The following is a 25,843-nucleotide window of genomic DNA, read 5'->3' on the forward strand; positions in this document are numbered from 1 at the left end:
GTTCCTCCAGCGGCCGACACTTCGTTACCTTACCTAATCTTTAACGTTTTCTTGACGCCCTCTTTGCGCCCGCCCGCTCATCAGTACGGTTCTCTTCCTGACACCGAGTCCGGGCCCTCAGGACGCTGCGCCTAAGGTTGCACCCGTACTCCAGGACCACCCTGCCCCTCGAAGGACAGCGATGCCCTCCAACACGACCGCGCCCCCCGGCAAGAAGACCGCCAAGAAGAAAGGGCGGCGCGCCCGTCTGCTCCTCCTCGTCCTGGTCCTCGCACTGGTCGCGGGCATCGGATTCGGCGGGTACTGGGGTGTCAGTACTGTCCGGGCCTCGTTCCCGCAGACCACGGGCGCGATCCGGCTCGACAGCCTCTCCGCCGACGTCGAGGTGAAGCGCGACGCGAACGGCGTCCCGCAGATCTACGCGGACAACGAGACGGACCTCTTCCGCGCCCAGGGCTACGTCCAGGCGCAGGACCGCTTCTACGAGATGGACGTCCGCCGGCACGTGACCGCGGGCCGCCTCTCCGAGATGTTCGGCGAGAGCCAGATCGAGACGGACTCCTTCCTGCGCACGCTCGGCTGGCGCCGGGTCGCGCAGCAGGAGTACGACACGGTCCTGTCGGCCGAGACGAAGAAGTACCTCAAGGCCTACGCGGAGGGCGTCAACGCCTACCTCAAGGACCGGGCCCCGAAGGACATCTCCGTCGAGTACGCGGCCCTGTCCTTCACCAACGACTACACGATCGAGCCGTGGACCCCGGTCGACTCGGTGGCCTGGCTCAAGGCCATGGCCTGGGACCTGCGCGGCAACATGCAGGACGAGATCGACCGCTCGCTGATGACGAGCCGGATGAGCGCGAGCCAGATCAAGCAGCTCTACCCGGAGTACCCATACAAGCTCCACCAGCCGATCCTCGACAAGGGTGCCGTCGACGACACCACCGGGAAGTTCGACCCGGCGGCCGAGGCGACCGAGGGCGACGGGGCCACGACCGGTGAGACCCCTGGCACCGGCCCCGGCGGTTCCGGTTCCTCCGGCTCCGGTTCCTCCGGCGGCAGCGGGGCGGACGCCCAGCTCGGCGCGCTCTCCGAGGTCCTCGACGGCATCCCGGCACTCCTCGGCCCCAACGGCAACGGCATCGGCTCGAACTCCTGGGTCGTCGCCGGCGAGAAGACGACCTCGGGCAAGCCGCTCCTGGCCAACGACCCGCACCTCTCGCCGCAGCTGCCGTCCCTCTGGTACCAGATGGGTCTGCACTGCCGCTCGGTCTCGGCGACCTGCCGCTACGACGTCGCCGGCTACACCTTCTCCGGCATGCCCGGCGTGATCATCGGCCACAACGACAAGATCGCCTGGGGTCTCACCAACCTGGGCGCCGACGTCACCGACCTCTATCTGGAGAAGATCGGCCCCGACGGCTACCTCGTCGACGGCAAGGTCAAGCCGTTCATCACCCGCGACGAGGTCATCAAGGTCGCCGGCGGTGAGGACCGGAAGATCACGGTCCGATCCACCGAGCGCGGCCCGCTCGTCTCCGACCGCTCCTCCGAGCTGGAGACGGTCGGCCAGAAGGCCCCCGTCGGCAACGCCGCCCCCGACCGCGGGACGGGCTACGGCGTCTCCCTCCAGTGGACGGCGCTCCAGCCCGGCAAGTCGATGGACGCGATCTTCGCGCTCGACCGCGCCAAGGACTTCACCACCTTCCGGGCCGCGGCCAAGAACTTCGAGGTCCCGTCCCAGAACCTGATCTACGCCGACACCGAGGGCAACATCGGCTACCAGTCCCCGGGCAAGATCCCGCAGCGGACCAAGGGCGACGGCACGCTCCCGGCGCCGGGCTGGGACTCCACGTACCGGTGGAAGGGCTACATCCCCTTCGACAGGCTGCCGTACGAGTTCAACCCGGACCGCGGCTACATCGTCACCGCCAACCAGGCCGTGATCGACCAGAAGACCTACCCCGACCTGCTCACCAAGGACTGGGGCTACGGCTCGCGCAGCCAGCGGATCAACGACCTCATCGAGTCGAAGACCAAGGACGGCGGAAAGATCTCGCCGGACGACATGCGGACCATGCAGACGGACAACCGCAGCGAGATCGCGACGCTGCTCAACCCGCTCCTGCTGAAGGTCGACATCTCCGACCCGTACGTCCGCGAGGCGCAGAAGCTGCTGGAGGGCTGGGACTACACCCAGGAGCCCGACTCGGCCGCAGCCGCCTACTTCAACGCGGTCTGGCGTAACGTCCTCAAGCTCGCCTTCGGCGACAAGCTGCCCAAGGAGCTGCGCGCCGAGGGCGACTGCATCAACGTGCTCCCGGCCGAGGCCACCGGACCGGTCGACGAGCAGAACAAGCTCGTCCGCGAGTGCGGCGAGCGCGACCCCGACTCCGCGCAGCCGGACGGCGGCGACCGCTGGTACGAGGTGGTCCGCCCGCTCCTCAAGCAGGAGAAGAGCGAGTGGTGGACGACCCCGGGCAACCGCACGGACGCGGCCACCGAGACCCGTGACCAGCTGCTCGCCCGGGCCATGAAGGACGCCCGCTGGGAGCTGACCGCCAAGCTCGGCAAGGACATCACCACCTGGAGCTGGGGCCGGCTGCACCAGCTGACCCTGAAGAACCAGACCCTCGGCACCGCCGGACCCGGCGCCGTGCAGCAGCTCCTCAACCGCGGCCCGTGGAACCTGGGCGGCGGCGAGGCGGCGGTCGACGCGACCGGCTGGAACGCGGCCGGCGGCTACGAGGTCATCTGGGTGCCGTCGATGCGGATGGTGGTCAACGTCGGCGACTGGGACAAGTCCCGGTGGGTCAACCTGACCGGCGCCTCCGGCCACGCCTTCCACTCGAACTACACCGACCAGACGGACACCTGGGCGAAGGGCGAGCTGTACGACTGGGCCTACGGCAAGGCGGCGGTCGACGCGGCGGCGAAGGACACGCTGGTCCTCAAGCCCTGATCCCTGATCAGGCGGTACGGAAGCGGGTGACCCCGGCCGGGGTCACCACGGCGTGCACGGGGTGGTCGTGCGGTTCCTCCGGGACCCGGGCGACCACCTCGTCCGCGTACAGGAGCACGACGAGGGCGGGGTCCTTGCCCGCCCGCGCGAGCCGGGCGAGGACCCGGTCGTACGAGCCGCCGCCCCGCCCGAGCCGCATCCCGCGCCCGTCGACCGCGAGGCCCGGCAGCAGGACGGCGTCGGCGGCGCAGACGGCCTCGGGCCCGAGGCGGGGGCCGACCGGTTCGAGGAGTCCGCGGCCGGCCTTCGCGAGCCGCTCCGGATGCTCCGGACCTTCGTACGAGGCCCAGTCCAGGTCGTTGTCGGGCAGGAGTACGGGAAGCAGGACCCGCACCCCGCGCGCGTGCAGGGCGTCGAGCAGTGCGCGCGTGCCCGGCTCGCGGCCCACGGAGACGTAGGCGGCGACGGTGGACGCCCCGGCGAGCTCGGCCAGTTCCAGCCCGTGGCGGGCGAGCGACTCGGCCGCCTCCGCACGGGACTCGGCGCTCAGGGCGGCGCGGGCGGCCAGAAGTCGACTGCGCAGCAGGGTCTTTTCGGACGACTCGGATGTCTCGGATGCCATGGGTACCTCATCGGAATTCACGAAAGTCTCGTAACTGTCTTTATGTGCATGAAGTTAATCGAAGCCACATCTTTCTCTCATTCCGAACGACTAAGGTGCACCCATGAATCAGTCGCTCCCCAGGCTCGGCCGGATCAGCAAGGCTGTCATCCCGGCCGCGGGCCTCGGCACCCGCTTCCTCCCGGCCACCAAGGCGACGCCGAAGGAGATGCTGCCGGTCGTCGACAAACCGGCGATCCAGTACGTCGTCGAGGAGGCCGTCGCGGCCGGCCTCTCGGACGTTCTGATGATCACCGGCCGCAACAAGCGTCCCCTTGAGGACCACTTCGACCGGAACTACGAGCTGGAGGAAGCTCTGATCCGGAAGGGCGACGACGAGCGCCTCTCCAAGGTCCAGGAGTCCAGCGACCTCGCCACCATGCACTACGTGCGCCAGGGCGCCCCGCGCGGCCTCGGCCACGCGGTGCTGTGCGCGGCCCCGCACGTCGGCGACCAGCCCTTCGCGGTGCTCCTCGGCGACGACCTGATCGACCCCCGCGACCCGCTGCTCGCGCGGATGGTGGAGGTCCAGGAGCGCGAGGGCGGCAGTGTGATCGCACTGATGGAGGTCGAGCCCTCGCAGATCCACCTGTACGGCTGCGCGGCCGTCGAGGCGACCGCCGACTCGGACGTGGTGCGGGTGACGGACCTGGTCGAGAAGCCGGAGCCGGCGGAGGCTCCGAGCAACTACGCGATCATCGGCCGCTACGTACTGGACCCGGCCGTCTTCGGGATGCTCCGGGAGACCGAGCCGGGCCGCGGCGGGGAGATCCAGCTGACCGACGCCCTGCAGAAGCTCGCCGCCGACGAGAAGATCGGCGGGCCGGTGCACGGTGTCGTGTTCAAGGGCCGCCGCTATGACACCGGTGACCGCGGGGACTATCTGCGTGCCATTGTCAGACTCGCGTGCGAACGTGAAGATCTGGGACCGGACTTCCGGGACTGGCTCCGGAGGTATGTCAGCGAGGAGATGTAGGACCTTGAGCAGCAGCGCGGCACCGTCGCCGTCCGACGAGCACCCGTCCGACGAACAGGGCCACGAGCACGGCCACGAGCACGCGCACGGCGCCGGGCACGGCGCCGTGCCCGGCCCGGCGGACCCCTGCGAGGGCCCGGCCCGCGGTCTGTGGTCGGTGGACGAGCACCTCGCCGACATCCTCGCGACGGTCGGCCCGCTCGAACCCATCGAGCTCCAGCTGCTCGACGCGCAGGGCTGTGTCCTGGTCGAGGACGTGACGGTGCCGGTCGCGCTGCCGCCCTTCGACAACAGCTCCATGGACGGGTACGCGGTGCGGGTCGCCGATGTCGCCGGTGCCACCGAGGAGTTCCCCGCCGTCCTCACGGTCATCGGGGACGTCGCCGCCGGTGACGGCGGGCTGCCCACCGTCGGCCCCGGGCAGGCCGCCCGGATCATGACGGGAGCCCCGCTGCCGCCCGGCGCCGAGGCAGTCGTCCCCGTCGAGTGGACCGACGGCGGTACGGGCGAGGGCGCGGCCACCGGCATGCGCGCCGCGAGCGCCGCCCCCGAGGGCGCTGGCGGCGAGGTGCGGGTGCACCGCGAGGCCGAGGCCCGCGCGCACGTCCGCGCGCGCGGCAGCGACGTACGGGCCGGGGAGCTGGCGCTCGCCGCGGGCACGGTCCTGGGGCCGCCGCAGATCGGGCTGCTCGCGGCGATCGGCCGGGGCACGGTCCGGGTGCGTCCCCGCCCCCGGGTGGTCGTGATCTCCACCGGCAGCGAGCTGGTCCAGCCCGGCGAGCCGCTGGGCGAGGGCCAGATCCACGACTCCAACAGCTTCGCGCTGGCCGCCGCCGCGCGGGACGCCGGCGCCCTCGCCTACCGGGTGGGCGCGGTCACCGACGACGCCGAGACGCTGCGGGCCACGATCGAGGACCAGCTCATCCGGGCGGACCTGATCGTGACGACGGGCGGGGTGAGCGTCGGGGCGTACGACGTGGTGAAGGAGGCGCTGACCGCGGACGGGCAGGTCGACTTCCGGAAGCTGGCGATGCAGCCGGGCAAGCCTCAGGGCTTCGGCGCGATCGGCGAGGAGCAGATCCCCCTGCTCGCGCTGCCGGGCAATCCGGTGTCCTCGTACGTCTCCTTCGAGCTGTTCGTGCGGCCCGCGATCCGGGCCCTGATGGGGGTGAAGGACCTGCACAGGCCGACGGTCCGGGCGGTCCTCGCCGCCGACAAGGCGCTGTCGTCCCCGTCCGGCCGCCGCCAGTTCCTCCGTGGCACGTACGACCCGGAGGCGGGCACCGTCACTCCCGTGGGCGGTGCCGGCTCGCATCTCGTCGCGGCCCTCGCGCACGCGGACTGCCTGCTCGTGGTCCCGGAGGAGGCCGACGGCGTCGAGCCGGGCAGCGAGCTGGAAGTGGTCCTCCTCGGCTGAGGGGGCGAGGGTGGGGGTACGGTGTCGTCCCCATACAGCGACCGGGAGTGTCACGGCCATGAGCACGCAGCAAGGTCTCACCCACATCGACGAGGCGGGGGCGGCCCGCATGGTCGACGTCTCCGCGAAGGACGTCACGGCCCGCACCGCGCGGGCCAGCGGGCGGGTCCTCGTCTCGCCGCGCGTGATCGAGCTGCTGCGCGGCGAGGGGGTCCCGAAGGGCGACGCGCTCGCGACGGCCCGGATCGCCGGGATCATGGGGGCGAAGAAGACCCCCGACCTGATCCCGCTCTGCCACCCGCTCGCCGTCTCGGGCGTCACCCTCGACCTGGCCGTCACGGACGAGGCGGTCGAGATCCTGGCGACGGTGAAGACCACGGACCGCACGGGCGTCGAGATGGAGGCCCTGACGGCGGTCTCGGTGGCGGCCCTGACGGTCGTCGACATGATCAAGGCGGTCGACAAGGGCGCGGTCATCTCCGACGTACGGGTGGAGGAGAAGACGGGCGGCAAGTCGGGTCACTGGACGCGGAGCGGCTCGTGACGCGCGGCGGCCGGGTGGCCGGCGTGCACGAGCACGACGCCCCGCCCTCCCCGTACCGGGCGCTGGTCGTCACCGCCTCGAACCGGGCGTCGGCGGGGGTCTACGAGGACAAGGGCGGCCCGCTGATCGCCGAGGGCCTGACCGCCATGGGCTTCACGGTGGACGGCCCGCAGATCGTCCCGGACGGGGCGCCGGTCGAGGCCGCGCTGCGGGCGGGCGTCTCCGCCGGATACGACGTGATCGTCACGACCGGCGGTACGGGCATCTCGCCCACCGACGAGACCCCCGAGGCGACCCGCCGGGTCCTGGACCGCGAGATCCCGGGCATCCCGGAGGCGATCCGCGCGTACGGCCGGGAGAAGGTGCCGACGGCGGCGCTCTCGCGCGGTCTCGCCGGTGTCGCGGACGGCACGCTGATCGTGAACCTGCCGGGGTCCCCCGGCGGGGTGAAGGACGGCCTGGCCGTCCTGGAGCCGCTGCTGCGGCACGCCGTCGACCAGATCCGCGGCGGCGACCACCCGAGAACGTCATGATCCCGTCCTGGCCCGCGGTCCTCGTGGACGGGGACGTCGTCCTCCGCCCGATAAAGATGAGCGACCAGCGGGCCTGGCGCGAGGTGAACCGGCGCAACCGCGAGTGGCTGCGGCCCTGGGAGGCGACGGTGCCGCCTCCGGCGCCGAGCGGCCCGGTCGCGCAGCGGCCGACGTACCGTCAGATGGTCCGCCATCTGCGGTCGGAGGCGAAGGCGGGCCGGATGCTGCCGTTCGTCATCGAGTACCAGGGGCGTCTCGTCGGGCAGTTGACGGTGGCCGGGATCACCTGGGGCTCGATGTGCTCGGGGCACGTGGGCTACTGGGTGGACAGCGAGGTGGCCGGGCGCGGGGTGATGCCGACGGCGGTCGCGCTCGCCGTCGACCACTGCTTCCGCACCGTCGGGCTGCACCGGATGGAGGTGTGCATCCGCCCGGAGAACGGCCCTTCGCGCCGGGTCGTCGAGAAGCTCGGCTTCCGCGAGGAGGGGATGCGGCCCCGCTATCTCCACATCGACGGCGCGTGGCGGGACCATCTGGTCTTCGCGCTGACGGTGGAGGAGGTGCCGGAGGGATTGCTGCGGCGCTGGCGGCAGGCAAGAATAAAATAAGTGTTCGAATTTTATCGGTAGTTGGAACGCAAACGATCTGAACAATCACAAAAAAGTTCAGTGATATCAGCCAGATCGTGCGACACACCGGGCCAATTGGCCGATGCCCTCCCGTGAACCCCTCTACCGTGTGAGGCGTGAGCAGCAGCGGCCTCATCTACGCAGTCATCGTCGGGGCCTGGGCCGCCTACTTGGTGCCGATGTGGCTCCGCAGGCAGGACGAGCTGAACGAAGCCCGTCCGACGGAACGCTTCAGCACCGCCATCCGGCTGCTGTCCGGACGGGCGGGAATGGAGCGCCGGTACGCCAAGGAGCTCAAGGAGCGGGACCGTACGGCGGAGGGACCGACGCCCGACGTGGACCCGGACGCGGCGACCGAGCAACTGAGCTCGGTCGACGTCCGGGCCTTTTCCGCGCCCGCGGCCAGGACCGAGGCGCGCCTCGAACTCCCGGAGCCCGAGCCGGAACCCGCACCGGAGCCGGCCCCCGCGCCGGCGCGCCCCGCCACGAGCGGCGCGGCGGCCGAGCGGGCCCGCCGGGGCAAGGTCCTCGCCCGGCGCCGGCGCACCACGACGCTCCTCTTCGCCGGGTTCACCCTCGGCGCGGTCGTCGCGGCCGTCGGCGGTGTCGCCTTCCTCTGGGTGCCCGCGGTCCCGGCGCTGCTCCTGAGCGCGTACATCGTGCACCTGCGGGTCCAGGAGCGCCGCCGCTTCGTGTACGTGATGGACCGGCGCCGCGCGGAAGCGGCGGCGGCCCGGCTGCGCGAGAGCCGGCGCCCCGCCCCGACGCCCGAGCCGGAGGCCGACCAGGCCCCGGTCTCGACGCCGCCCGTGTCCCCGCAGGAGGCGGGCCGCCGCGCCCTGGTCGAGCAGACGGACCACGCGGAGTGGGTGGACCAGCAGCGCGAGCGCGGCCCGGCCCGCGGCGACAGCTGGGAGCCGGTCCCGGTCCCGCTCCCCACGTACGTGACGGCGCCGGTCGCCCCGCGCGCGTCGAGCGGCGTCGACATCACGGACCCGGAGACCTGGAGCGCGGCCCGCTCCTCCACGGCCGCCGACCCGACCCCGGCCCCGTCCCCGGCACCCCGCCGCCGCGCCACCCCGCCCCGCCGCGGCCGCGACGACGGCCGCACCCCCCTCTTCGACCAGTACGCGGAGGACGACCGCCCCCGGGCGGCCAACGAGTGACCCCGCCGGGGGCCCGCGACGGCCCCCGGTGACCTGCGGCGGAACGGATTTTTGCGTGAGCCGGAAGGGATGCTAATGTTTCACACGTCGCAAGGGCCTGTGGCGCAGTCTGGTAGCGCACCTCGTTCGCATCGAGGGGGTCTGGGGTTCAAATCCCCACAGGTCCACAAACGACAGTTCGCGAGTAGCTCTCGGGAACGGTGACGAGATCCCGTCCGATCAGAAGATCGGGCGGGATCTTCGTCGTTTCCCCTCTCCCTCATGGGGGCGGAAACGACGCGGGCTCAGCCGCGCATGTACCAGAAGGCCAGGCCGAGGAAGACGGGGAGGGTGAGCGCCATCTGGAGGGCCCACGGGGTCGCCGTTCCGTCCTCGGGCAGGCTCGGGTTCTCCGCCCGGTCGGCCATGTAGGAGCGAAGCGCCTTCCTGTGGCCCAACATGCCCGTGATGATGCCCAGGTTGATCGCGCAGTAACAGGGAAGCATCCGGGTGAGGGGCCATCCGTTGACCGCGCTGAAGGCCATCAACGCGAGGAATGTCGCCACCGGACCACAGGAAACGAAGATCTTCTGCCCTCGGGTGACCATGCCCGGGAACATCACCGCGAGCTGGAGCGCCGCGGTGCCTGCTGCGAAGACCCACCACAGCGGGGAGGCTCTGTCCATCACCGATGCTCTTTCCGTCTGAGGGGCGGATGAGGCGTGCCGTCCCGGACGGGCGGCGAGGGACTCCCCCGCCGCCCGTCCGGTCGATCGTCCTACCTCGTGAACCAGCCTACGAGGGTCGACGCCGCGTTGTTGATGCCGCTGACCGCTGCCTTACCGGTGTTGGTGACCGCCATGGAAGCCGCGAGACTTCCCACACCACCGAGACCGATGCTCAGGGCCATGCCGCCGACACCGGTGACGAACTGCTTGCTCTTCCAGCCATAGGCCTTGCCGTTGTAGAGCGTGCTGATGCCGGCGAACACCAGCGACGCCCCGGCCAGACCCGCCGCGAGCGGCTGCAGGCCCGGAACGAAGGCCACGGCGATCGCGGCCCCGCCGAGGCCCGCGCTGATCGTCGCCATCTGCGTGGCCGTCCTGGCGGCGGAGGCCTTCTCCTCCGCCTCGGTCGGGCCCATGACGATGCTGTCGTTGGCCGGCGTGTCGGCCGGGTCGACGTTGTTCGCCTCGTTCTGACGAGCCGACTCGGCCGCCTTCGCGGCCTCGACGGTGATCTCGTCCCTGCGCTTCTGCTCGGCGACCTGCTGGGCCTCGTCCCGCGCGGCCCTGGCCTCGTCGGCGCTCTTTCCGGCGGCGAGCTGGGCGGCGTGCGCGAGATCGGCGGAGGCCTGGGCACTGGCGGCCGAGGCCACCGCGTCCCGGGCCGACTGGGCTGCCTGGTTGGCCGAGTAGTTGGCCTGACGGCTCGCGGTACGCGCGGACGCCGCCGCCGACGCCGCGGTGTTCGCCGATACCTGCGCCTCCGCGGCGGACTTGTCGGCGGCCCTGGACGAGGCGGCCGCCTCGTCCGCGAACGAGCGCGCGTCCTGCGCCGACTTGGACGCCTTCGTCGCCCACATCACGGCTTCCTCGCCCGCCTTGCGGGCCAGGGCGGCCGCCTCGGAAGCCTCCGCGGCGTCCTGGTAGGCGGTCGCGGCGATCCGCGCCGCCGCGCTGATCTGCGCGCTGACGGACTCCACGTGGGTCGCGGTGTCCCGGTCCGCCTCCTGAGCCTTGTAGTAGGCGTAGTCGACGAACTGCTGCACCATCCACTGCGGGCCCTCGAGGGCAGCCTGGGCCGCGGCCTCCACATTGGGCCCGGCATCCTTCAGCGCGGCCAGCGTCGCCGCGCGGTCGTCCTCGGTCTTCGCGATGGAGTGGTCGACGAGCAGGAACTTGTGCAGAGCCTGGATGCTGCCGTTGTCCAGCGCGGCGTTGGCGGCCGCGGTCACCGCCTTGCCGGCGCCGTTCAGGGACTTCAGCACGGCCGCGCGGTAGTCGTCCGCCTGCACGTCCCTGGCGCCGTTGACCAGGAAGTTGGTCACGGCTTGCGGGTCGTCGCTCTCCAGGGTCCGCTGCGCGGCCTCCGAGAGGACGACCCTGTTGAGCTTGGCCAGCGTGAGGACCTTCTCCCGGTCGTCGAGCTGCGCCGCGTCGGTGTACCCCTCCTTCGCCCAGCCGACCACGCCTTCGTCGTCGGTGGTCAGTGCCTCCTGCGCCGCCTGGCGCGTCCAGACTCCCGAGGAGTCCATCAGGTTGAGCGCGGCCTTGCGGCCGAGGGAGGCGGCCTTGGCCTCGTCGGGCTCGGTGCTCGCCCGGTTCAGCAGGTCCTTGGTCTCCAGGGTGGTCGACTGCTCCTGGGCCTGGTTCTTCTGGGTCAGGGCCAGGTACCGGCTCTCCTCGGCCTTGAACTCCTTGGCCACCTCGATGGCCAGCGCGCGCTCCTCGGCGAGCTCGGCGGCCTCGGTGTCGCGGGCGAGCTGGGCGATCCCCTTGGCCTGCTCCACCGCTCGGCCGGCGTCCTCGGCGGCCGCGATGGCCGCGTTGGCGTTCGCCGTGGCCTTGTTGGCCCAGTCCACCGCCTGTCCGGCGTGGGCGGCCGCCTCCTCGGCGGCCGCCGCGGCGGCGTCGGCATGCACGGCGGCACTGCTGGCGGCGGCTCCCGCCGCCCGTGCCTCGGTCGCGGCGCGGGCGGCGAGCTTCCCCGCCCGGTCGGCCGCGAGCGTCGCGGTGTTGGCGGCGGACCGGGCGAGGTTCGCGGCCTGCCTGGCGCGATCGGCCTGCGCCTGGGAGACGCCGGAGGCCGCGGCGGCGTCGGCCGCGGCCTCGGCGGAGGCGGCCGCGTTCTGCCCGGCGCGCGCCGCGGCCTCGCTCGACTGCTGGGCCGAGACACCCGCGTCGGCGGCCGCCTTGGCGGCGTCCGCCGCCCTGCGGGCCATCTTCGCCGTGTCACGGGCCGTCTTGGCGGCCTCGCTGGCGGCGCCGGCCTGGGAGGCGTCCTGGGACGCCGCGGAGGCGGCGTCGCGGGCGCGGACCGAGGCCTTCGACGCGGCAGCCGCCGCGCCGGCCGCGGCCTGGGCGGCGGAGGCCGCCGTCTTGGCGGCGGAGATCGCCGTCCGCGAGGCCGAGATCGCCGTCCGGGCCGCGTCGGCGGCGCCCTGCGCCGCGTCGGCCGCGCGTCCGGCGGCGCGTGACGCCTTGACGGAGTCGGACTGTGCCTGGGCGCTCTCCGCGGCCGCCTTCAGGGCTGCCTTCTTGGCCTCGGCGGATGCCGCCTCGGCTCGCTCGGAGGCGTCCTTGGCCGCCTGCGTGGCCTCACGGGCCCGGCGCCCCGCGCTCTCGGCCTGCTCCACCAGCTGGCCGATCGTCAGCGATTCCTGGTCGCGCGCCCGGGCCAGGTACTGGTCTTTCTCCAGCAGCCGGCTGATGTCGGCCGCGGTTCCGTCGAGGGCCCGGTTGACGGCCTGGGTCAGGTTCGGCCCGGCGTCGTTGAGCATGGTGAAGGCCGCGGCGCGCTCGTCCTCCTCGCGGGCCTTGTGCTGGCCCGTCTTGAGGAAGGCTTCGAGGACCGTGGGGGAGCCGTCGTCGAGCGCCTTGTTGGCCTCGCGGGTGATCGCCTTCCCACCGGTCCCCAGGATGTTGAGCACCGCGGCCCTGCGGTCGTCGTTCAGGGGGTTCTTGTAGCCCTCCGTCACGAAGACGTGCAGTTCGACGTCCGAACCGGAGAGCGCGCGCTGGACCGCCGCCCGTACGCCCGGGCCGGCGTAGTTGAGCATCGCCAGGACGGCGACGCGTTCGTCCTCGGTGCGGGCGCGGACCAGGCCCGTGTCGAGGAAGGCCTTGAGGTTCTCGTCGCCGCCGACGAGCGCGGCCTCCGCTTCCGCGCGTACCGCGCGGCCGCCGAGGTGCCAGGCGTCGAGGACCTGTGCGCGCGCGTCCGTGGGCAGGCCCACTTCGGCCGCGGCGGCGGATTCGGCCCATGTCGAGCCGAGCAGGCTCAGCGTCAGGCCCAGGGCGAGCCCTGATATGCCGGTACCGCGTCGCCGTCTCGAGCGACTTCTGTCAGTCATGCGGAACAACTCCACGTGGTCTCAATTGGGTGCCGTGAATGAGTGGTTCGGGGGTGTGCCGGGGTTACCGGGCTGCGACGATCTGCAGCAGGGTGAAGTCACGGCCCTGGGGGTCGGCGGTCTCGCCGATGTTGTTCCAGGAGTTCTTCTTGAGGTCGTAGGACTGCTCTTCCTCGCCGGTGGCCATGTGGACCTTGACGGCGTAGTCGTTGGCCTTGGCGCCGATGACAGCGGGGATTTCGAGGTCGAGGCGTCCGGTCTTCCCGGTGACCTTGAAGCAGAAGAGGCCGCGTCCGACGGGGTCGGCCTCGTCCATGCCGCGGGCGCGGATCTCGATGAGGCCGGGAGTGCCGCAGGTGGCGAGCGTGATGTGTCCGTCGCCGCTCTTGAGCTTGATGCCGCGTTCCTGGAAGATCCGGGCGGCATCGGGGTACTCGAAGGTCTCCACCGCCAGCGGGGGCAGCGGGGGATCGATGGATACGGCGGGGGCGGGGGTGGCGTTGGCCACGGAGACCCCGCTCTGGACCGCCACACCGAGGGTGATGGCCGTGACGCCCGCGGCGAAGACCGCGGTCGTCCGTGAGAAAAGCTTCATGTCTCTGTTTCCTCGTCAGTGGTGAGGCAGGCCGAACCCGCGCCGTGACCCTGGGGTTCGGGCGCGTCCGAGCACCCGTCGGTGCGGGTGGGTGGTCGTGGGTTCGTGAACGCCCCTGGTGATGCGGGCCCTTGTGCGGAGGTGGGTGCCGTCGGGGTCGAGCCCGACGGGTCGGCGGCCGGTCGTCCACCGAGGTGGGTCGGGGCCGGCGGTGCCCCGGAACAGGTCCGGTGACGAGGCGTCAGTGCGCGGCCTCGTCCCGGGCTGGCACGACCGTATGCCCGAAGCCCGCGTAAATCAACCTCCGTTGATGGTCGCTCATCCAGGATTGATAACTCGGGGTTCGATCGCTAACGTCTCCCTCGGAAGATCGCCGCCACGGGTTCCCGGGGGACACATCCGGCTTGGGGGCCGGAGTGTGTCGGCTCCCGTCGAGTGACCTGTTCCGCAGGCGGTTCGACGCTGCGTCGCGCCGCCCGCGGTGCGGTCCGCGCCTGCCTCACCACCTCCGTTCGCAGGGCATGCGTGTGCCCTCACGCGCCGCCGGACGTCCTATAGATGACGAGGAAACAGAGACATGAAGCTTTTCTCACGGACGACCGCGGTCTTCGCCGCGGGCGTCACGGCCATCACCCTCGGTGTGGCGGTCCAGAGCGGGGTCTCCGTGGCCAACGCCACCCCCGCCCCCGCCGTATCCATCGATCCCCCGCTGCCCCCGCTGGCGGTGGAGACCTTCGAGTACCCCGATGCCGCCCGGATCTTCCAGGAACGCGGCATCAAGCTCAAGAGCGGCGACGGACACATCACGCTCGCCACCTGCGGCACTCCCGGCCTCATCGAGATCCGCGCCCGCGGCATGGACGAGGCCGACCCCGTCGGACGCGGCCTCTTCTGCTTCAAGGTCACCGGGAAGACCGGACGCCTCGACCTCGAAATCCCCGCTGTCATCGGCGCCAAGGCCAACGACTACGCCGTCAAGGTCCACATGGCCACCGGCGAGGAAGAGCAGTCCTACGACCTCAAGAAGAACTCCTGGAACAACATCGGCGAGACCGCCGACCCCCAGGGCCGTGACTTCACCCTGCTGCAGATCGTCGCAGCCCGGTAACCCCGGCACACCCCCGAACCACTGGACGACCGTCGACAGGACAGCCGTCGACACCGGACGGGACGGCCTCGCGCACCTTCGAGGCCCGCGCCGGATTCCGGCTGCGCTCGACCACCCGTGCCACCGTCCTCCGACGTGCCCGCGCACCGACCCCTGACTCGCAAGGAAGTTCCTCATGCATGCCCTCCGTCCGCGCACCGCGCAGATGACCTGCCTGCTCGCCACGGCCACCGCGCTCGCCGCGGGGCTGGTGTCGGCCGGACCCGCCGTGGCCCTCCACGGTCCCGAGGCCCCGGCCGGTCAGCACGCGTACACCGTGAAGCTGAACATCGGCGACGAGACGAACAGCCGTGGCTGCACGGGCACGCTCGTCGACGCCTCCTGGGTCCTGACCGCCGCGAGCTGCTTCGGCGCCACGCCGGGCGCCGAGGTCCCGGCCGGGAAGCCGGCCCTCAAGACGGTCGTCACCCTCGGCGACGCGAGGACCGTCGAGGTCAGCGAGCTCGCCCCGCGCGCCGACCGCGACGTTGTGCTTGCCCGCCTGGCCACCCCCGCGACCGGCATCGCGGGCGTCAAGCGCGCCACCACCGCCCCCGCGACCGGGGCCGAGCTGACGGCGGCCGGATTCGGGCGGACCAAGACGGAGTGGGCCCCGGAGAAGCTGCACACCGGCACCTTCACCACCGATTCCAGCACCTCCACCACCCTGGCCGTCACCGGCAAGGGCACCGACGTCCTGTGCAAGGGCGACACCGGCGGACCGCTCCTCAACGCCGCCGGCGAACTCGTCGGCGTCAACTCCCGCTCCTGGCAGGGCGGCTGCCTCGAAGTCCCCGCCACGGAGACCCGTACGGGCGCCGTCTCCGCCCGCACCGACGACCTGGGCGAGTGGATCGACGAGCACCGTTCGCGGACCTCCGGCTGGAAGACGGCCACCGCCGTACAGTCCGGAAACAGCGTCTACCAGGGCATCCGGCTGCCCGACGGTTCCTGGACCGGCTTCACCGACGTCCAGTCCAAGGCGGGGAACCTCGGCGGCATCCGCTCCTCCGCCGTCGTCGGCATGAACGGCGACACCCACGTCCTGGCCATCAGCGGCAGCGGCGATCTGTTCCACACCATCCGCAAGGAGGACGGTACGTGGGGCTCGTTCGGCTACGTCTTCGGCGAGACCGGCGCCCTGGCCAACCTCACCCAGGTGACCGCCGTCAACATCGGCTACGACCTCCACGTCGTCGCCGTCGCCGACGGCAAGGTCTTCCACACCGTCCGCAATGCCTCCGGACACTGGACCCGCTTCGGTGACGTGGCGGGCGTCGCCGGACCGATCGGCAAGGTCACGACCGCGGCCGTGACCAGCGCGGGCGGACAGATCCAGGTCACCGCCGTCAGCGGCGGCAAGGCCTACCACACCGTCCGCAACACCACCGGCCACTGGGTCGGATGGGGCGACGTCGCCGGCGTCCTCGGCTCCACCGGCCCCGTCACCGGGGTCACCATGGCCGGCACCGGCGGCGACGCGCAGATCGTCCTCGCCACCGACAACGGCACCCGCCAGTACCACGCCATCCGCTATGCCGACGGCTCCTGGTCGCCCCTCGGTGACCTGAAGCCCATCCTCGGCACCGTCACCGCCAAGTCCGTGGCCGCGGCCTCCGTCAACGGCGAGTTCCAGCTGGCCGTCACCACGGCCGACGACAAGGCGCTGCACACCATCCGTCACGCCGACCGCACCTGGGACACCCCCGTCACGGTCCCCCTCCAGGGTCTGCCGGCCGCCCCGGGCAGCCTCGCCATCACCGCCACCTGGACCCCGTGACGGCAGGGCGGGCGGCTTGACCGCCCGCCACGCCTCACCTCCGGGTGGCATCCCCCGGCACGCGCGTTGCCCGGTGTCCGTGGAGCCCTCCGGCTCGGCGGACACCGGCGCGCCACCGCAGAGCGTACTTCGCGAAGGAAAACCCCATGTCTGAGATCCGCCCCCGAGCGGTGCGCATGACCTGCCTGCTCGTCACCGCCACCGCCGTCGCCGCGAGCCTGGTCTCGGCCGGCTCCGCCCAGGCCCTCGTGGGCCCCGAATCCGGTGCCGGCACGCACGCCTACGCCGCGATGCTGAGCGTCGGCGACGAGCCCGGCAGCCGTGCCTGCACCGCCACGCTGGTGAGCGCGCGCTGGGTCCTGACCGCCGCGTCCTGCCTGGCCGCCACGCCCGGTGAGGCCGTCAAGGCCGGGGAGCCCGCCGCGCGGACCACCGCCACCTTCGCCGGGGGCCAGACCCGCCGGATCGTGGAGGTCTCCGCGAGCGCCGCCGACCGCGATCTGGTCCTGGCCCGCCTGGCCTCCCCCGTCACCGACATCGCCCCCGTCAAGCGGGCCACCGGCGCTCCGGCGATCGGGGCCGAGCTGACGGCGGCGGGGTTTGGGCGGACGAAGACGGAGTGGGTCCCGGAGAAGCTGCACACCGGCACCTTCACCACCGATTCCAGCACCTCCACCACCCTGGCCGTCACCGGCAAGGGCACCGACGTCCTGTGCAAGGGCGACACCGGCGGACCGCTCCTCAACGCCGCCGGCGAACTCGTCGCCATCAACTCCCGCTCCTGGCAGGGCGGCTGCCTGGGCGAGACGGAGACCCGTACGGGAGCGGTCTCCGCCCGCACCGACAACGTCGGCCAGTGGATCGACCAGGTCGTCGCCCCGCGCAACGGAGGTCAGGTCACCCTGCTCGCCGGGGGCGGCGGGACGATGTGGTCGCAGTCCGGGGACCTCGGCTACGGCGAGTTCGGGTCGTCCTGGGGGAAGGTGGACGGGCTTGACGTCTCCCGGGTGAGCACGGTCCGCCACGGCGACGTGATCCGCGCGTACGCCATCGCAGGCGGCCGGGTCTACGGCCAGGACTTCGAGACCGGTACCGGCAGGTGGTCGGGCTGGGGCGAGGTCCCGGGCGGCGCCGCGGGCGCCAAGGACGTCACCGCCGCGCTCGTCGGCGACACCGTCCACGTACTGATCGTCGGCTCGGAGGGCAACCTGTACGCCCAGGCCGCCGACTACCGGGCCGGACGCTGGAACGACACCTGGTCCGCCGTCGGGGCCACCGGGCTCTCCCACATCACCAGCGCCGTCTCCGGCACGACGGTTCGGGTCCAGGGCATCGGGGGCGGCGAGGTCTACGGCCGCGACTTCGACACCCGGACCGGCAAGTGGACCGCGTGGGGCGCCGTCCCGGGCGGCGCCGGCGGCGCCGTGGACATCGCTTCCAGCACCATCGGCAACAACGTCCACGTGCAGATCATCGGCTCCGACGGCGCGATCTGGACCCAGTTCGGCGACTACGACGCCGGCCGCTGGAACGAGACGTGGCGCAAGGTGGGCGGCTCCGACCTCACGCGCATCACCAGCGTCCCGTCCGGGGAATCCGTCGAGCTCTACGCCGTCGGCGCCGGTGGAAGGATCACCAACGCGGCGCTGAACGCGGCCACCGACGACTGGAGCGCGTTCGAGGAGATCCAGGGCAGCCTCTCCGGCGCCGCGGACGTGAGCGCCGCCGTCTCCGTCGCGCCATCCGCGGTGACGCTGGGCGCGGCCGCGGGCAGCACGATGTTCGCCCAGAGCGGCAACCTGGCCACCGGAGCCTTCGGCGCCCGGTGGAACGACATCGGCGGCGCGCCGATCACCTCGCTCACCGGCGTCGCCCACGGCGCCATCGTCCGCTACGTCGGTGTCGCGGGCGGCAAGGTCTACGACCGTGAGTACGACCCGCGGACCGGCACCTGGGCCGACTGGTACGAGATCCCCGGCGGCGCGGGCGGCGTCAAGGACGTGTCCGCCAGCATGATCGACAACGTCCTGTACGTGCAGATCATCGGCTCCGGCGGCGACCTCCACACCCAGGTCGGCAACTACAACACCGGGCGCTGGAACGACACCTGGACCCCGGTGAGCGGTGTCACCGGCCTGACCCGGCTCACCAGTGTGAAGGCGGGCCGGTTCGTCCGCCTCTACGGGATCGCGGGCGGCAAGGCCTACGGGCGCGACCTCGACACCCGCAACGGCACCTGGACCGTCTGGGGCGAGATCCCCGGCTCCCTCGCCGACGCCAAGGACATCGCGGCCGCGCGCGTCGGGGAGACCGTCCAGGTCCAGGCCGTCGGCTCCGACGGAGCCCTGTACAACCAGAGCGCCGACTACCTCGCCGGGATGTGGAAGCCGTCCTGGACCCGGATCGGCGGCAGCGGTCTGACCCGCGTCACCAGCGTCTCCGCCGCCGGCAACGTCCACGTCTACGCCACCGGAACCGACGGCGCGGTCCGGAATGTCACCCTCGAAGCCGTGACGGGCGGCTGGGCCTCCTGGCGCGAGGTCCCGGGCGCCCTCACCGGCCCCGCCGACCTCGCCGCCGTCACGACCAGGTAGCACCCCGTACCGCCGGCCCCGCCCCTCATCAGGTCCCGTCCTGATGAGGGACGGGGCCCGTCGCGTTGTACCCGGCCGTGCAGCGGGCCGATTTCCCTCATCCGTGGTTGATGACGTCAAGCTGCAGTCGTTAAAGTTTGACGTTCAAGTACGCCTTGGCCGAGGAGCCGGTACAGTGAGTCGGGGAGCAGGGATGAGTGACAGGTTCACCGCGGACCCCGCCGGGACGGCTCGCCGCATCACCTCCCTGCTCGAGCGGGCCGGGCTCGAGCCCGAGGACGTGCTCCGCGTGGAGGGCGAGGGCGGGCTCGCCTACGCCTCCGGGCTGGCCGAGGAGGAGGTGCGGGGGCTGCTGCGCGGCGAGTTGCCGCAGAGCGACGACGGCGGCGCGGACCCGGTCGAGGAGCGGCACAGCCGGGTGGTCGCCCGGATCGTCTTCCTGCGCCGCACCCGGCTCCGGACCGCCCCCGACGGCCAGCGGCGCACCCACTCGCTGGCGGAGATCGCGGCGGGCGCGGGGACGAGTGCCCAGTGGCTCGACAAGATGATCAAGACGGGGAAGGCGCCCAACCTCGATCACGCGGCCGGCATCGCGCGCTTCTTCGGCGAGAGCATCGAATTCCTGGTCGCTCCCCCCGCCGAGGCGCTCGACCGGGTGCTCCAGCTGATCCACAAGGACCTGCTGGAGCGCACCGTCGCCCGCCAGGACGAGGACATCCAGCGCCTCAGGGACTCCGGCCCCTCCGGTTCCCCCGGTGCCGATCTCGGCGTCGTCGGCTACGCCGCGCGTGCACTCGCCGATGTGCCGGACGACACCGCGCAGCCCATCATCGCGCTCATCGAGTCCATCGCCCGCCGTTCGCGCGAGGAGCGCGCCAGGGAGGGCGGCGCCTGAGACGCCCACCAGCCGGGCGTTCCGGCCCCGTGCAGTCCGCGCCCCCGCCCCGCGGTCGTCCGCCGCGCGCCCTGCACCCGCGCCGGTAAAACGGCCTCTGGCCAGGCACGATGGGGGTCCGGCACAGTTGCTAGCGCGCACGTGAGTGGATACTGTCGCGGACGGGCGAGGGCCGGTCCTCAGGGGCGGTCCGTCTCGGACGCCGAGCGGCAGTCACTGACCAGGTGCCGCACGCGCGTTCAAGAGTTCGTTGAGCGGTGCACCGGCTTGGGGGGCGTGTCCGGGTGGGGGGAGACATATGGGGCGCGATAGGCGTATCCCGGAAGATGAAGCGTCATCGCGACGATCTGTTCGCCGGGACGGCGCGCCCGGCCGGGCAGGAACCGCACGAGTTGCTGCGGGCGATCTGCGCCTACGTGACCGAGAGCGGCGGGCGTGAGGTCCGGCTGATGCTGGAGCCGTTCCCGCCCGACACGGTCAGTGGGCTCTGGCTCGACCTGGGCGACCACGAGGTGATCGCGGTGGAGAAGAACACTCTGCCGTTCCATCAGATGGTGATCCTCGGGCACGAGTTGTGGCATCGCAAGGAGGGCCGTTGCGGGAAGTCCGGCAGCCCGGCCGGCGGGGCCGCGGCCGCCCGCATGCTCGGGGACGGGTGGACCCTCGCCGAGGCGTGCGCGCACGTCGCGGCGCGCACCGACCACAGCGTCGCCGAGGAGCGGCGTGCGGAGGAGTTCGGCCGTCTGCTGGCGGCGAAGTTCCGGCCTTTCCTGATCGGCGCGCGCGGCGGCACGTCCCAGGGCGACGCGGCGGGCCGCATCTGGGCCTCCCTGGCGGGCTGATGGCGCCGGACGGAGTCGACTACTACGTTCCCGCCGCCGCGTTGGGTGCCGCCCTGCTGGCGAGGCTGCCCGGGCTCATGCGCGGCCGGCCCAGCCCGACGGTCCTGACGGTGAACGCCCTGTTGTTCCTGCCCTGTGTGGGTTTCATCCTGTCCGCCCCGCCCACCGTCACCGCCGTCAACCGGTTCACCGGCATCAGCAATCTGTCGGCCCTCCTCGTCCACTGCGTCATGACCGCCTACGCGTGCGTGACCCTGGTGCTGCTGAGCTACTGGAAGGCGAAACCGGAGGACGAGGCCCGTACGCGTCGGCAGGTGCGGGCCTGGTGGACCGGCTGCTGCGCCGTGGTCGCGGCGCTGGTGGTCCTCTTCGCTCTGGGCGACGTCCCGGTGGAGCAGCCGCGGAACTTCGACACGTACTACGCCACGACCCCGTACATCAGCGGGATGCTCGTGCTCTACCTGGTCGCGTACGTCGTGGCCGGCGTGGCCATGGCCCTCGTGTGCGGGGACTGGATGCTGGAGATCGGCGGAAGGGCAGGGCGCGGGGCGAGGACGACGGTCGACCGGTTCCTGTGGATCGGGCTGCTCGTCCTGGTGACCGGGGCGGTGGGCAACATCGTCTTCGGCTCGTTCAAGCTGACCGCCATCGCCGCCCGTTGGGCGGGCCGGGACTGGGACGCCCTGAACGAGAGCCTGTCCCCCTTCATGACGGTGTGCGGGATGGTGGTCGGCCTCGGGCTCCTGGTGCCGGTGTACGGCCCCGGGGTGGTCGACCGCGTGTGGCGTCCTCTGCTCGCCGTCAGCGCCCTGCGGCCCCTGTGGCGACTGACCCGCCGCTCGCGGCCCACCGCCGGGAACGGGGCGTTCCCCTCCCCGCCCTGGTACGCCGGACCCGAACAGGTCCTGCTCTACCGGATGACCGCCATCCACGACTGGATGCTCGACCTGTGTGCCTACTGCACGGACGAGATCCGCGAGCAGTCCTACCGGCGGGCGAAGGGGGCCGGGGCGCCGGAACGCGAAGCCGTAGCCATCGGGCTCGCGGCCATGTACGTGGCGGCGGCCGAAGCCCGCGCCCGTGAGTCGTCGCCCTCGGCGGAGCGATGCGTGCCCGCGATGGTCGCCGTGTGCTCGGCGGAGCGGGAGGACCGTGACCTCCTGGTCTCGATCTCCCGCGCCCTGGCGGCACACTCCGCGGACGATGGCGGTCGGCCGGTGTCCGCGGTCGGCCGGTGAGAGTGGTCGGCTTGAATCCGGGGCGAGGGCGGCCCCTGGAGGACCGGCTCCGGCTCTGAACGGGCGCGCGCGACGGCGCGTCAGGCCAGCGGCTTCGCGAAGCAGCGGCTGTTGGGGTAGTCGCGGTAGTGGCCGAACTTCGTGCAGGGTTCGTAGCCGCTGGAGGTGTAGAGGGCTATGGCCTCCGGCTGGGCCGTGCCCGTCTCCAGGACCATGCGGATGCGGCCGGCCGCGCGGGCGTCGGATTCGAGGGTGGCGAGGACGCGGCGGGCCAGGCCCAGGCCGCGGGCCTCGGGGACCACGTACATGCGCTTCAGTTCGGCGTCGCCGTCCGCGTAGCCCTCGTCGTTCCGGTCCTGGGTGCGCCAGCCGCCCGTGGCGACCGGGCGGCCCTGCTCGTCGTAGGCGAGGAGGTACAGGCCGAGCGGGGGGACGAACATCGCGGCGTCCAGCGGTGTGACGTCGCCCTCGTCGCCGTAGCGGGCGGCGTATTCGAGCTGCACCGCGTCGTTGAGTTTGACGGCGTCGGGGTGGTCGAAGGGCGTGGGCTGGATGTTCATGCGAAATATCGTACATGTATGCAGAGCTGAGGTGTCGGTATTCTCCCGGGATGCTCACTGTCACGTCCGTCAATGTCAATGGTCTCCGCGCCGCCGCCAAGAAGGGCTTCGTCGAGTGGCTGGCCGGCACCTCCGCCGACGCCGTCTGCCTGCAGGAGGTGCGTGCCGAGGAGGCGCAGCTGCCGGAGGAGGTGCGCAGCCCCGAGGGCTGGTTCACCGCCCACGCGCCCGCCGCCGCCAAGGGCCGCGCCGGAGTCTCCCTCTACACCCGCCGCGAGCCCGACGCCGTGCGTGTCGGCTTCGGGTCGAGCGAGTTCGACGTCAGCGGGCGGTACATCGAGGCCGACCTGCCCGGCGTGACCGTCGCCAGCCTCTACCTGCCCTCCGGCGAGGTCGGCACCGAGCGCCAGGACGAGAAGTACCGGTTCATGGGCGAGTTCCTGCCCTATCTGAAGGAGCTCAGGACCCGGGCCGCCGCCGACGGGCGCGAAGTCGTCGTCTGTGGCGACTGGAACATCGCCCACCGCGAGGCCGACCTCAAGAACTGGAAGGCCAACAAGAAGAACGCCGGCTTCCTGCCCGAGGAGCGGGAGTGGCTCGGGCGCGTCTTCGAGGACGGCGACGGCGGGTACGTGGACGTCGTGCGGGCCCTCCATCCCGAGCAGGAGGGGCCCTACTCCTGGTGGTCCTACCGCGGCCGCGCCTTCGACAACGACAGCGGCTGGCGCATCGACTACCAGGTCGCCACCCCCGGCCTCGCCGCCAAGGCCGTCAAGGCCTACGTCGAGCGCGCCGCCACCCACGCCGAGCGGTGGAGCGACCACGCCCCCGTGACCGCGGTCTACGAGCTCTAGGGGCTTCCCCCTCCGACTTTCCCGCTCGGGATGCCGTGCGGGAAACGTCAGGGGGTGTCGCGCAGGCGCCTGTCGAGCGCCATCGACAGCTCCGCCTCGACGACGCTCTTCGCGAGCGGGCGCAGGCGCCGGACGTCGTCCTCGGCGGCGTGGGCGCGCAGCAGGTCGGTGAAGAGCTCCGCGAGGGCGTCGGCGTGTTCGCGGACGCGGGCGCCGGCCTCGAGGACCTCGGCGAGCGGGACGCCCTCCCGGACGAGGGCGGCGGAGACGTCGAGCAGGCGGCGGCTGATGTGGATGATCTCCTCGCCGTCCGTGACGAGGTAGCCGAGGTCGAGGGCGGCCGCGAGGTTCTCGGGGGTGACCTCGCCGGCGAAGTGGTCGGCGAGCTCCTCGGGGGTGAGGCGGACGGGCTCCTCCTCGGTGGGGGAGCCGAGCGCGAGCATCTCGCGGACGTTCCGGCCGCTCTCGAAGGCGCTGGTCAGGTCGGCGATGCCGTTGAGGGTGTGGCCGCGCTCCAGGAGGGCGGCGATGGTGCGCAGCCGGGCGAGGTGGTGCTCGTCGTACCAGGCGATCCGGCCCTCGCGGCGGGGCGGCGGGATCAGTCCGCGCTCGCGGTAGAAGCGGAGGGTGCGCACGGTGATGCCGGCGGCCGTCGCCAGCTCCTCCATGCGGTACTCGCGTACGCCGCCGGGGCCCGGTCCTTCGACTGATCCTTCTTCCACGCACGCCAGCCTATGTTGTACCGCCGGTAACTTTCCCTCGCCGTACCCCTACCGCTCGGTTTGGAGCTGCTCTACAGTCCCGACTGTGCCAGTGATTGCTGGCGTGATCTGCTGGGCGCGCGGGAGGCGGCATGGCGAAGCACGAGCACGTACGGGTGGCGGTGATCGGATCGGGATTCGGTGGCCTCGGCGCCGCCGTCCGGCTGCGTCGCGAGGGAATCACCGACTTCGTCGTCCTGGAGCGGGCCGACTCCGTGGGCGGCACATGGCGCGACAACAGCTACCCCGGCTGTGCCTGCGACGTGCCCTCGCACCTCTACTCCTTCTCCTTCGCGCCCAATCCCGACTGGCCGCGGACCTTCTCCGGACAGCGCCACATCCGCGCCTATCTGGAGCATGTCACGGACACCTTCGGGATCCGCCCCCACCTGCGCCTCGGCCACGAGGTGCTGCGGATGGAGTGGGACGCCGAGGCGCTGCGCTGGGAGATCGAGACCGGCCGTGGCCGCTTCAGTGCCGACGTCGTCGTCTCCGCCACCGGGCCGCTCTCCGACCCCAAGATCCCCGACATCCCCGGGCTCGCCGACTTTCCCGGCAAGGTCTTCCACTCCGCCCGCTGGGACCACGACTACGACCTCACCGGCAAGCGCGTCGCCATGATCGGCACCGGCGCCTCCGCCATCCAGATCGTGCCCGCGATCCAGCCCCTGGTCGGGAAGCTGACGCTCTTCCAGCGCACGCCCCCGTGGGTCATGCGCCGCATGGACCGGGCGATCAGCGGCCCCGAGCGGTGGCTGCACCGCGCCGTGCCCGTCACCGGCACCCTCCGCCGCGGCCTGCTCTGGGGCATCCGCGAACTCCAGGTCGGCGCCTTCACCAAGCACCCGAACGAACTCGGACTCATCGAGAAGCTCGCCAAGGCCAACATCGCCAAGGCCGTCAAGGACCCGGCGCTGCGGGCCAAGCTGACGCCCTCGTACCGCATCGGCTGCAAGCGCATCCTGCTCTCCAGCACGTACTACCCGGCGGTCGCCCAGCCCAACGTCGACGTCGTCGCCTCCGGACTGCGCGAGGTCCGCGGCTCGACCGTCGTCGCCGCCGACGGCACCGAGACCGAGGTCGACGCGATCGTCTTCGGCACCGGCTTCCACGTCACCGACATGCCCATCGCCGAGCGGGTCGTCGGCGCCGAGGGGAAGACCCTCGCCGAGACCTGGAAGGGCGGCATGGAGGCGCTGCGCGGCGCCACCGCCGCCGGCTTCCCCAACTTCATGACCGTCATCGGCCCCAACACCGGCCTCGGGAACTCCTCGATGATCCTGATGATCGAGTCCCAGCTGAACTACATGGCCGACTACCTGCGCCAGCTCACCCTCCTCACCTCCTCCGGGCGCGGCGGGCGCGCCGCCCTCGCCGTCCGCCCCTCCGCCGTCGGCGTCTGGAACCGCAAGGTCCAGGCCCGGATGGAGCGGACCGTCTGGAAGGCGGGCGGCTGCGAGAGCTGGTACCTCGACGCCAACGGCCGCAACACCACGCTGTGGCCGGGCACGACGGGCGAGTTCCGCAAGGAGACCCGGCAGGTCGACCTCTCCGAGTACGAGGTGGTCCGCGCGGCGGAGCCCGCCCCGGCGGCGAAGAGCCGCGCCGCCTCCCGCAAGAAGGAGACCGCCCAGTGAG

The 25,843-nt window shown here is 71.9% G+C and carries 21 protein-coding genes and 1 tRNA gene; 16 read left to right on the forward strand and 6 right to left on the reverse strand.

Translation table 11 applies throughout. The annotated features are described in order from the left end of the window. The first annotated feature begins 181 nt into the window (after window positions 1-181). The gene (locus DEJ46_RS23510; RefSeq protein WP_150269371.1) at window positions 182-2,959 is read left to right on the forward strand and encodes a penicillin acylase family protein; all 2,778 of its coding nucleotides are present in this window, start codon (window positions 182-184) and stop codon (window positions 2,957-2,959) included. 7 nt (window positions 2,960-2,966) lie between these two features. On the opposite strand, the gene DEJ46_RS23515 is transcribed toward DEJ46_RS23510, so the two are convergent. Further along, window positions 2,967-3,581, reverse strand: coding sequence for a 5-formyltetrahydrofolate cyclo-ligase (locus tag DEJ46_RS23515; protein WP_150269372.1), 615 nt, complete (start codon window positions 3,579-3,581; stop codon window positions 2,967-2,969). Window positions 3,582-3,684: 103 nt separating this feature from the next. On the opposite strand from DEJ46_RS23515, the gene galU reads away from it, so the two are divergent. The 7 genes from galU (at window position 3,685) to DEJ46_RS23550 (ending at window position 9,052) form a co-directional block, all read left to right on the forward strand. Further along, window positions 3,685-4,596, forward strand: coding sequence for a UTP--glucose-1-phosphate uridylyltransferase GalU (gene galU / locus DEJ46_RS23520; RefSeq protein ID WP_150269375.1), 912 nt, complete (start codon window positions 3,685-3,687; stop codon window positions 4,594-4,596). Between the two features lie 4 nt (window positions 4,597-4,600). Continuing rightward, window positions 4,601-6,013, forward strand: coding sequence for a gephyrin-like molybdotransferase Glp (glp, locus tag DEJ46_RS23525; protein ID WP_223835025.1), 1,413 nt, complete (start codon window positions 4,601-4,603; stop codon window positions 6,011-6,013). A 58-nt stretch (window positions 6,014-6,071) separates the two neighbouring features. Then, window positions 6,072-6,557 (forward strand): cyclic pyranopterin monophosphate synthase MoaC, encoded by a 486-nt coding sequence (moaC, locus tag DEJ46_RS23530; protein WP_055642986.1) that lies wholly within the window; start codon window positions 6,072-6,074, stop codon window positions 6,555-6,557. Next, window positions 6,554-7,090: a molybdenum cofactor biosynthesis protein B gene (locus DEJ46_RS23535; protein WP_223835027.1), complete on the forward strand. Its 537-nt coding sequence runs from the start codon at window positions 6,554-6,556 to the stop codon at window positions 7,088-7,090. The genes moaC and DEJ46_RS23535 overlap by 4 nt, the downstream gene beginning before the upstream one ends. Continuing rightward, window positions 7,087-7,698: a GNAT family N-acetyltransferase gene (locus tag DEJ46_RS23540; RefSeq protein WP_150269377.1), complete on the forward strand. Its 612-nt coding sequence runs from the start codon at window positions 7,087-7,089 to the stop codon at window positions 7,696-7,698. The genes DEJ46_RS23535 and DEJ46_RS23540 overlap by 4 nt, the downstream gene beginning before the upstream one ends. A gap of 137 nt (window positions 7,699-7,835) precedes the next feature. After that, window positions 7,836-8,885, forward strand: a complete 1,050-nt coding sequence (gene glpR, locus DEJ46_RS23545) for a gephyrin-like molybdotransferase receptor GlpR (RefSeq protein ID WP_150269379.1) — start codon at window positions 7,836-7,838, stop codon at window positions 8,883-8,885. A 93-nt stretch (window positions 8,886-8,978) separates the two neighbouring features. Continuing rightward, a tRNA-Ala gene (locus tag DEJ46_RS23550) sits at window positions 8,979-9,052 on the forward strand. Window positions 9,053-9,169: 117 nt separating this feature from the next. Here DEJ46_RS23550 and DEJ46_RS23555 read toward each other — a convergent pair. From DEJ46_RS23555 to DEJ46_RS23565, 3 genes are all read right to left on the reverse strand, one after another. Then, entirely contained in the window at window positions 9,170-9,550 is a 381-nt protein-coding gene (locus DEJ46_RS23555; protein WP_150269381.1) for a hypothetical protein, read from the reverse strand. Window positions 9,551-9,642: 92 nt separating this feature from the next. Next, on the reverse strand, window positions 9,643-12,939 hold the full coding sequence (locus DEJ46_RS23560; protein WP_150269384.1) for an ALF repeat-containing protein: 3,297 nt from the start codon (window positions 12,937-12,939) through the stop codon (window positions 9,643-9,645). Window positions 12,940-13,003: 64 nt separating this feature from the next. After that, a complete protein-coding gene (locus DEJ46_RS23565; protein ID WP_150269386.1) occupies window positions 13,004-13,534 on the reverse strand; it encodes a hypothetical protein in 531 nt (176 codons plus the stop codon). 577 nt (window positions 13,535-14,111) lie between these two features. Here DEJ46_RS23565 and DEJ46_RS23570 point away from each other — a divergent pair. From DEJ46_RS23570 to DEJ46_RS23595, 6 genes are all read left to right on the forward strand, one after another. Further along, complete coding sequence (locus tag DEJ46_RS23570) at window positions 14,112-14,642, forward strand: hypothetical protein (RefSeq protein ID WP_150269386.1); 531 nt, start codon at window positions 14,112-14,114, stop codon at window positions 14,640-14,642. A gap of 175 nt (window positions 14,643-14,817) precedes the next feature. Next, entirely contained in the window at window positions 14,818-16,461 is a 1,644-nt protein-coding gene (locus tag DEJ46_RS23575; RefSeq protein WP_150269388.1) for a S1 family peptidase, read from the forward strand. A 146-nt stretch (window positions 16,462-16,607) separates the two neighbouring features. Beyond that, window positions 16,608-19,055, forward strand: a complete 2,448-nt coding sequence (locus DEJ46_RS23580; RefSeq protein WP_150269390.1) for a trypsin-like serine protease — start codon at window positions 16,608-16,610, stop codon at window positions 19,053-19,055. 193 nt (window positions 19,056-19,248) lie between these two features. Further along, on the forward strand, window positions 19,249-19,950 hold the full coding sequence (locus tag DEJ46_RS23585; protein WP_150269392.1) for a hypothetical protein: 702 nt from the start codon (window positions 19,249-19,251) through the stop codon (window positions 19,948-19,950). A gap of 326 nt (window positions 19,951-20,276) precedes the next feature. Beyond that, window positions 20,277-20,792 (forward strand): toxin-antitoxin system, toxin component, encoded by a 516-nt coding sequence (locus DEJ46_RS23590; RefSeq protein WP_150269394.1) that lies wholly within the window; start codon window positions 20,277-20,279, stop codon window positions 20,790-20,792. Continuing rightward, window positions 20,792-22,030 carry a DUF6545 domain-containing protein gene (locus DEJ46_RS23595; RefSeq protein WP_150269396.1) on the forward strand — a complete coding sequence of 413 codons (1,239 nt, stop codon included), beginning with the start codon at window positions 20,792-20,794 and terminating at the stop codon, window positions 22,028-22,030. Before DEJ46_RS23590 ends, DEJ46_RS23595 begins: the two co-directional genes overlap by 1 nt. An 80-nt stretch (window positions 22,031-22,110) precedes the next feature. Here the strand turns inward: DEJ46_RS23595 and DEJ46_RS23600 are convergent, their stop codons facing one another. Continuing rightward, window positions 22,111-22,590: a GNAT family N-acetyltransferase gene (locus DEJ46_RS23600; RefSeq protein WP_150269398.1), complete on the reverse strand. Its 480-nt coding sequence runs from the start codon at window positions 22,588-22,590 to the stop codon at window positions 22,111-22,113. Window positions 22,591-22,640: 50 nt separating this feature from the next. On the opposite strand from DEJ46_RS23600, the gene DEJ46_RS23605 reads away from it, so the two are divergent. Next, complete coding sequence (locus tag DEJ46_RS23605; protein ID WP_150269399.1) at window positions 22,641-23,444, forward strand: exodeoxyribonuclease III; 804 nt, start codon at window positions 22,641-22,643, stop codon at window positions 23,442-23,444. 47 nt (window positions 23,445-23,491) lie between these two features. Here the strand turns inward: DEJ46_RS23605 and DEJ46_RS23610 are convergent, their stop codons facing one another. After that, a complete protein-coding gene (locus DEJ46_RS23610; protein WP_150274709.1) occupies window positions 23,492-24,112 on the reverse strand; it encodes a MerR family transcriptional regulator in 621 nt (206 codons plus the stop codon). 185 nt (window positions 24,113-24,297) lie between these two features. On the opposite strand from DEJ46_RS23610, the gene DEJ46_RS23615 reads away from it, so the two are divergent. Next, on the forward strand, window positions 24,298-25,842 hold the full coding sequence (locus tag DEJ46_RS23615) for a flavin-containing monooxygenase (protein WP_150269401.1): 1,545 nt from the start codon (window positions 24,298-24,300) through the stop codon (window positions 25,840-25,842). Window position 25,843 lies beyond the last annotated feature (1 nt).

Origin of the sequence: Streptomyces venezuelae, assembly GCF_008642375.1 — a bacterium.
Lineage (GTDB): Bacteria > Actinomycetota > Actinomycetes > Streptomycetales > Streptomycetaceae > Streptomyces > Streptomyces venezuelae_G.

Coding starts and splice junctions, on each gene's coding strand:
- DEJ46_RS23510 (WP_150269371.1), top strand. CDS start 182: ATGCCCTCCAACACGACCGCGCCCCCCGGCAAGAAGACCGCCAAGAAG.
- DEJ46_RS23515 (WP_150269372.1), bottom strand. CDS start 3,581: ATGGCATCCGAGACATCCGAGTCGTCCGAAAAGACCCTGCTGCGCAGT.
- galU (WP_150269375.1), top strand. CDS start 3,685: ATGAATCAGTCGCTCCCCAGGCTCGGCCGGATCAGCAAGGCTGTCATC.
- moaC (WP_055642986.1), top strand. CDS start 6,072: ATGAGCACGCAGCAAGGTCTCACCCACATCGACGAGGCGGGGGCGGCC.
- DEJ46_RS23540 (WP_150269377.1), top strand. CDS start 7,087: ATGATCCCGTCCTGGCCCGCGGTCCTCGTGGACGGGGACGTCGTCCTC.
- DEJ46_RS23555 (WP_150269381.1), bottom strand. CDS start 9,550: ATGGACAGAGCCTCCCCGCTGTGGTGGGTCTTCGCAGCAGGCACCGCG.
- DEJ46_RS23560 (WP_150269384.1), bottom strand. CDS start 12,939: ATGACTGACAGAAGTCGCTCGAGACGGCGACGCGGTACCGGCATATCA.
- DEJ46_RS23565 (WP_150269386.1), bottom strand. CDS start 13,534: ATGAAGCTTTTCTCACGGACGACCGCGGTCTTCGCCGCGGGCGTCACG.
- DEJ46_RS23570 (WP_150269386.1), top strand. CDS start 14,112: ATGAAGCTTTTCTCACGGACGACCGCGGTCTTCGCCGCGGGCGTCACG.
- DEJ46_RS23575 (WP_150269388.1), top strand. CDS start 14,818: ATGCATGCCCTCCGTCCGCGCACCGCGCAGATGACCTGCCTGCTCGCC.
- DEJ46_RS23580 (WP_150269390.1), top strand. CDS start 16,608: ATGTCTGAGATCCGCCCCCGAGCGGTGCGCATGACCTGCCTGCTCGTC.
- DEJ46_RS23585 (WP_150269392.1), top strand. CDS start 19,249: ATGAGTGACAGGTTCACCGCGGACCCCGCCGGGACGGCTCGCCGCATC.
- DEJ46_RS23590 (WP_150269394.1), top strand. CDS start 20,277: ATGAAGCGTCATCGCGACGATCTGTTCGCCGGGACGGCGCGCCCGGCC.
- DEJ46_RS23595 (WP_150269396.1), top strand. CDS start 20,792: ATGGCGCCGGACGGAGTCGACTACTACGTTCCCGCCGCCGCGTTGGGT.
- DEJ46_RS23600 (WP_150269398.1), bottom strand. CDS start 22,590: ATGAACATCCAGCCCACGCCCTTCGACCACCCCGACGCCGTCAAACTC.
- DEJ46_RS23605 (WP_150269399.1), top strand. CDS start 22,641: ATGCTCACTGTCACGTCCGTCAATGTCAATGGTCTCCGCGCCGCCGCC.
- DEJ46_RS23610 (WP_150274709.1), bottom strand. CDS start 24,112: ATGGAGGAGCTGGCGACGGCCGCCGGCATCACCGTGCGCACCCTCCGC.
- DEJ46_RS23615 (WP_150269401.1), top strand. CDS start 24,298: ATGGCGAAGCACGAGCACGTACGGGTGGCGGTGATCGGATCGGGATTC.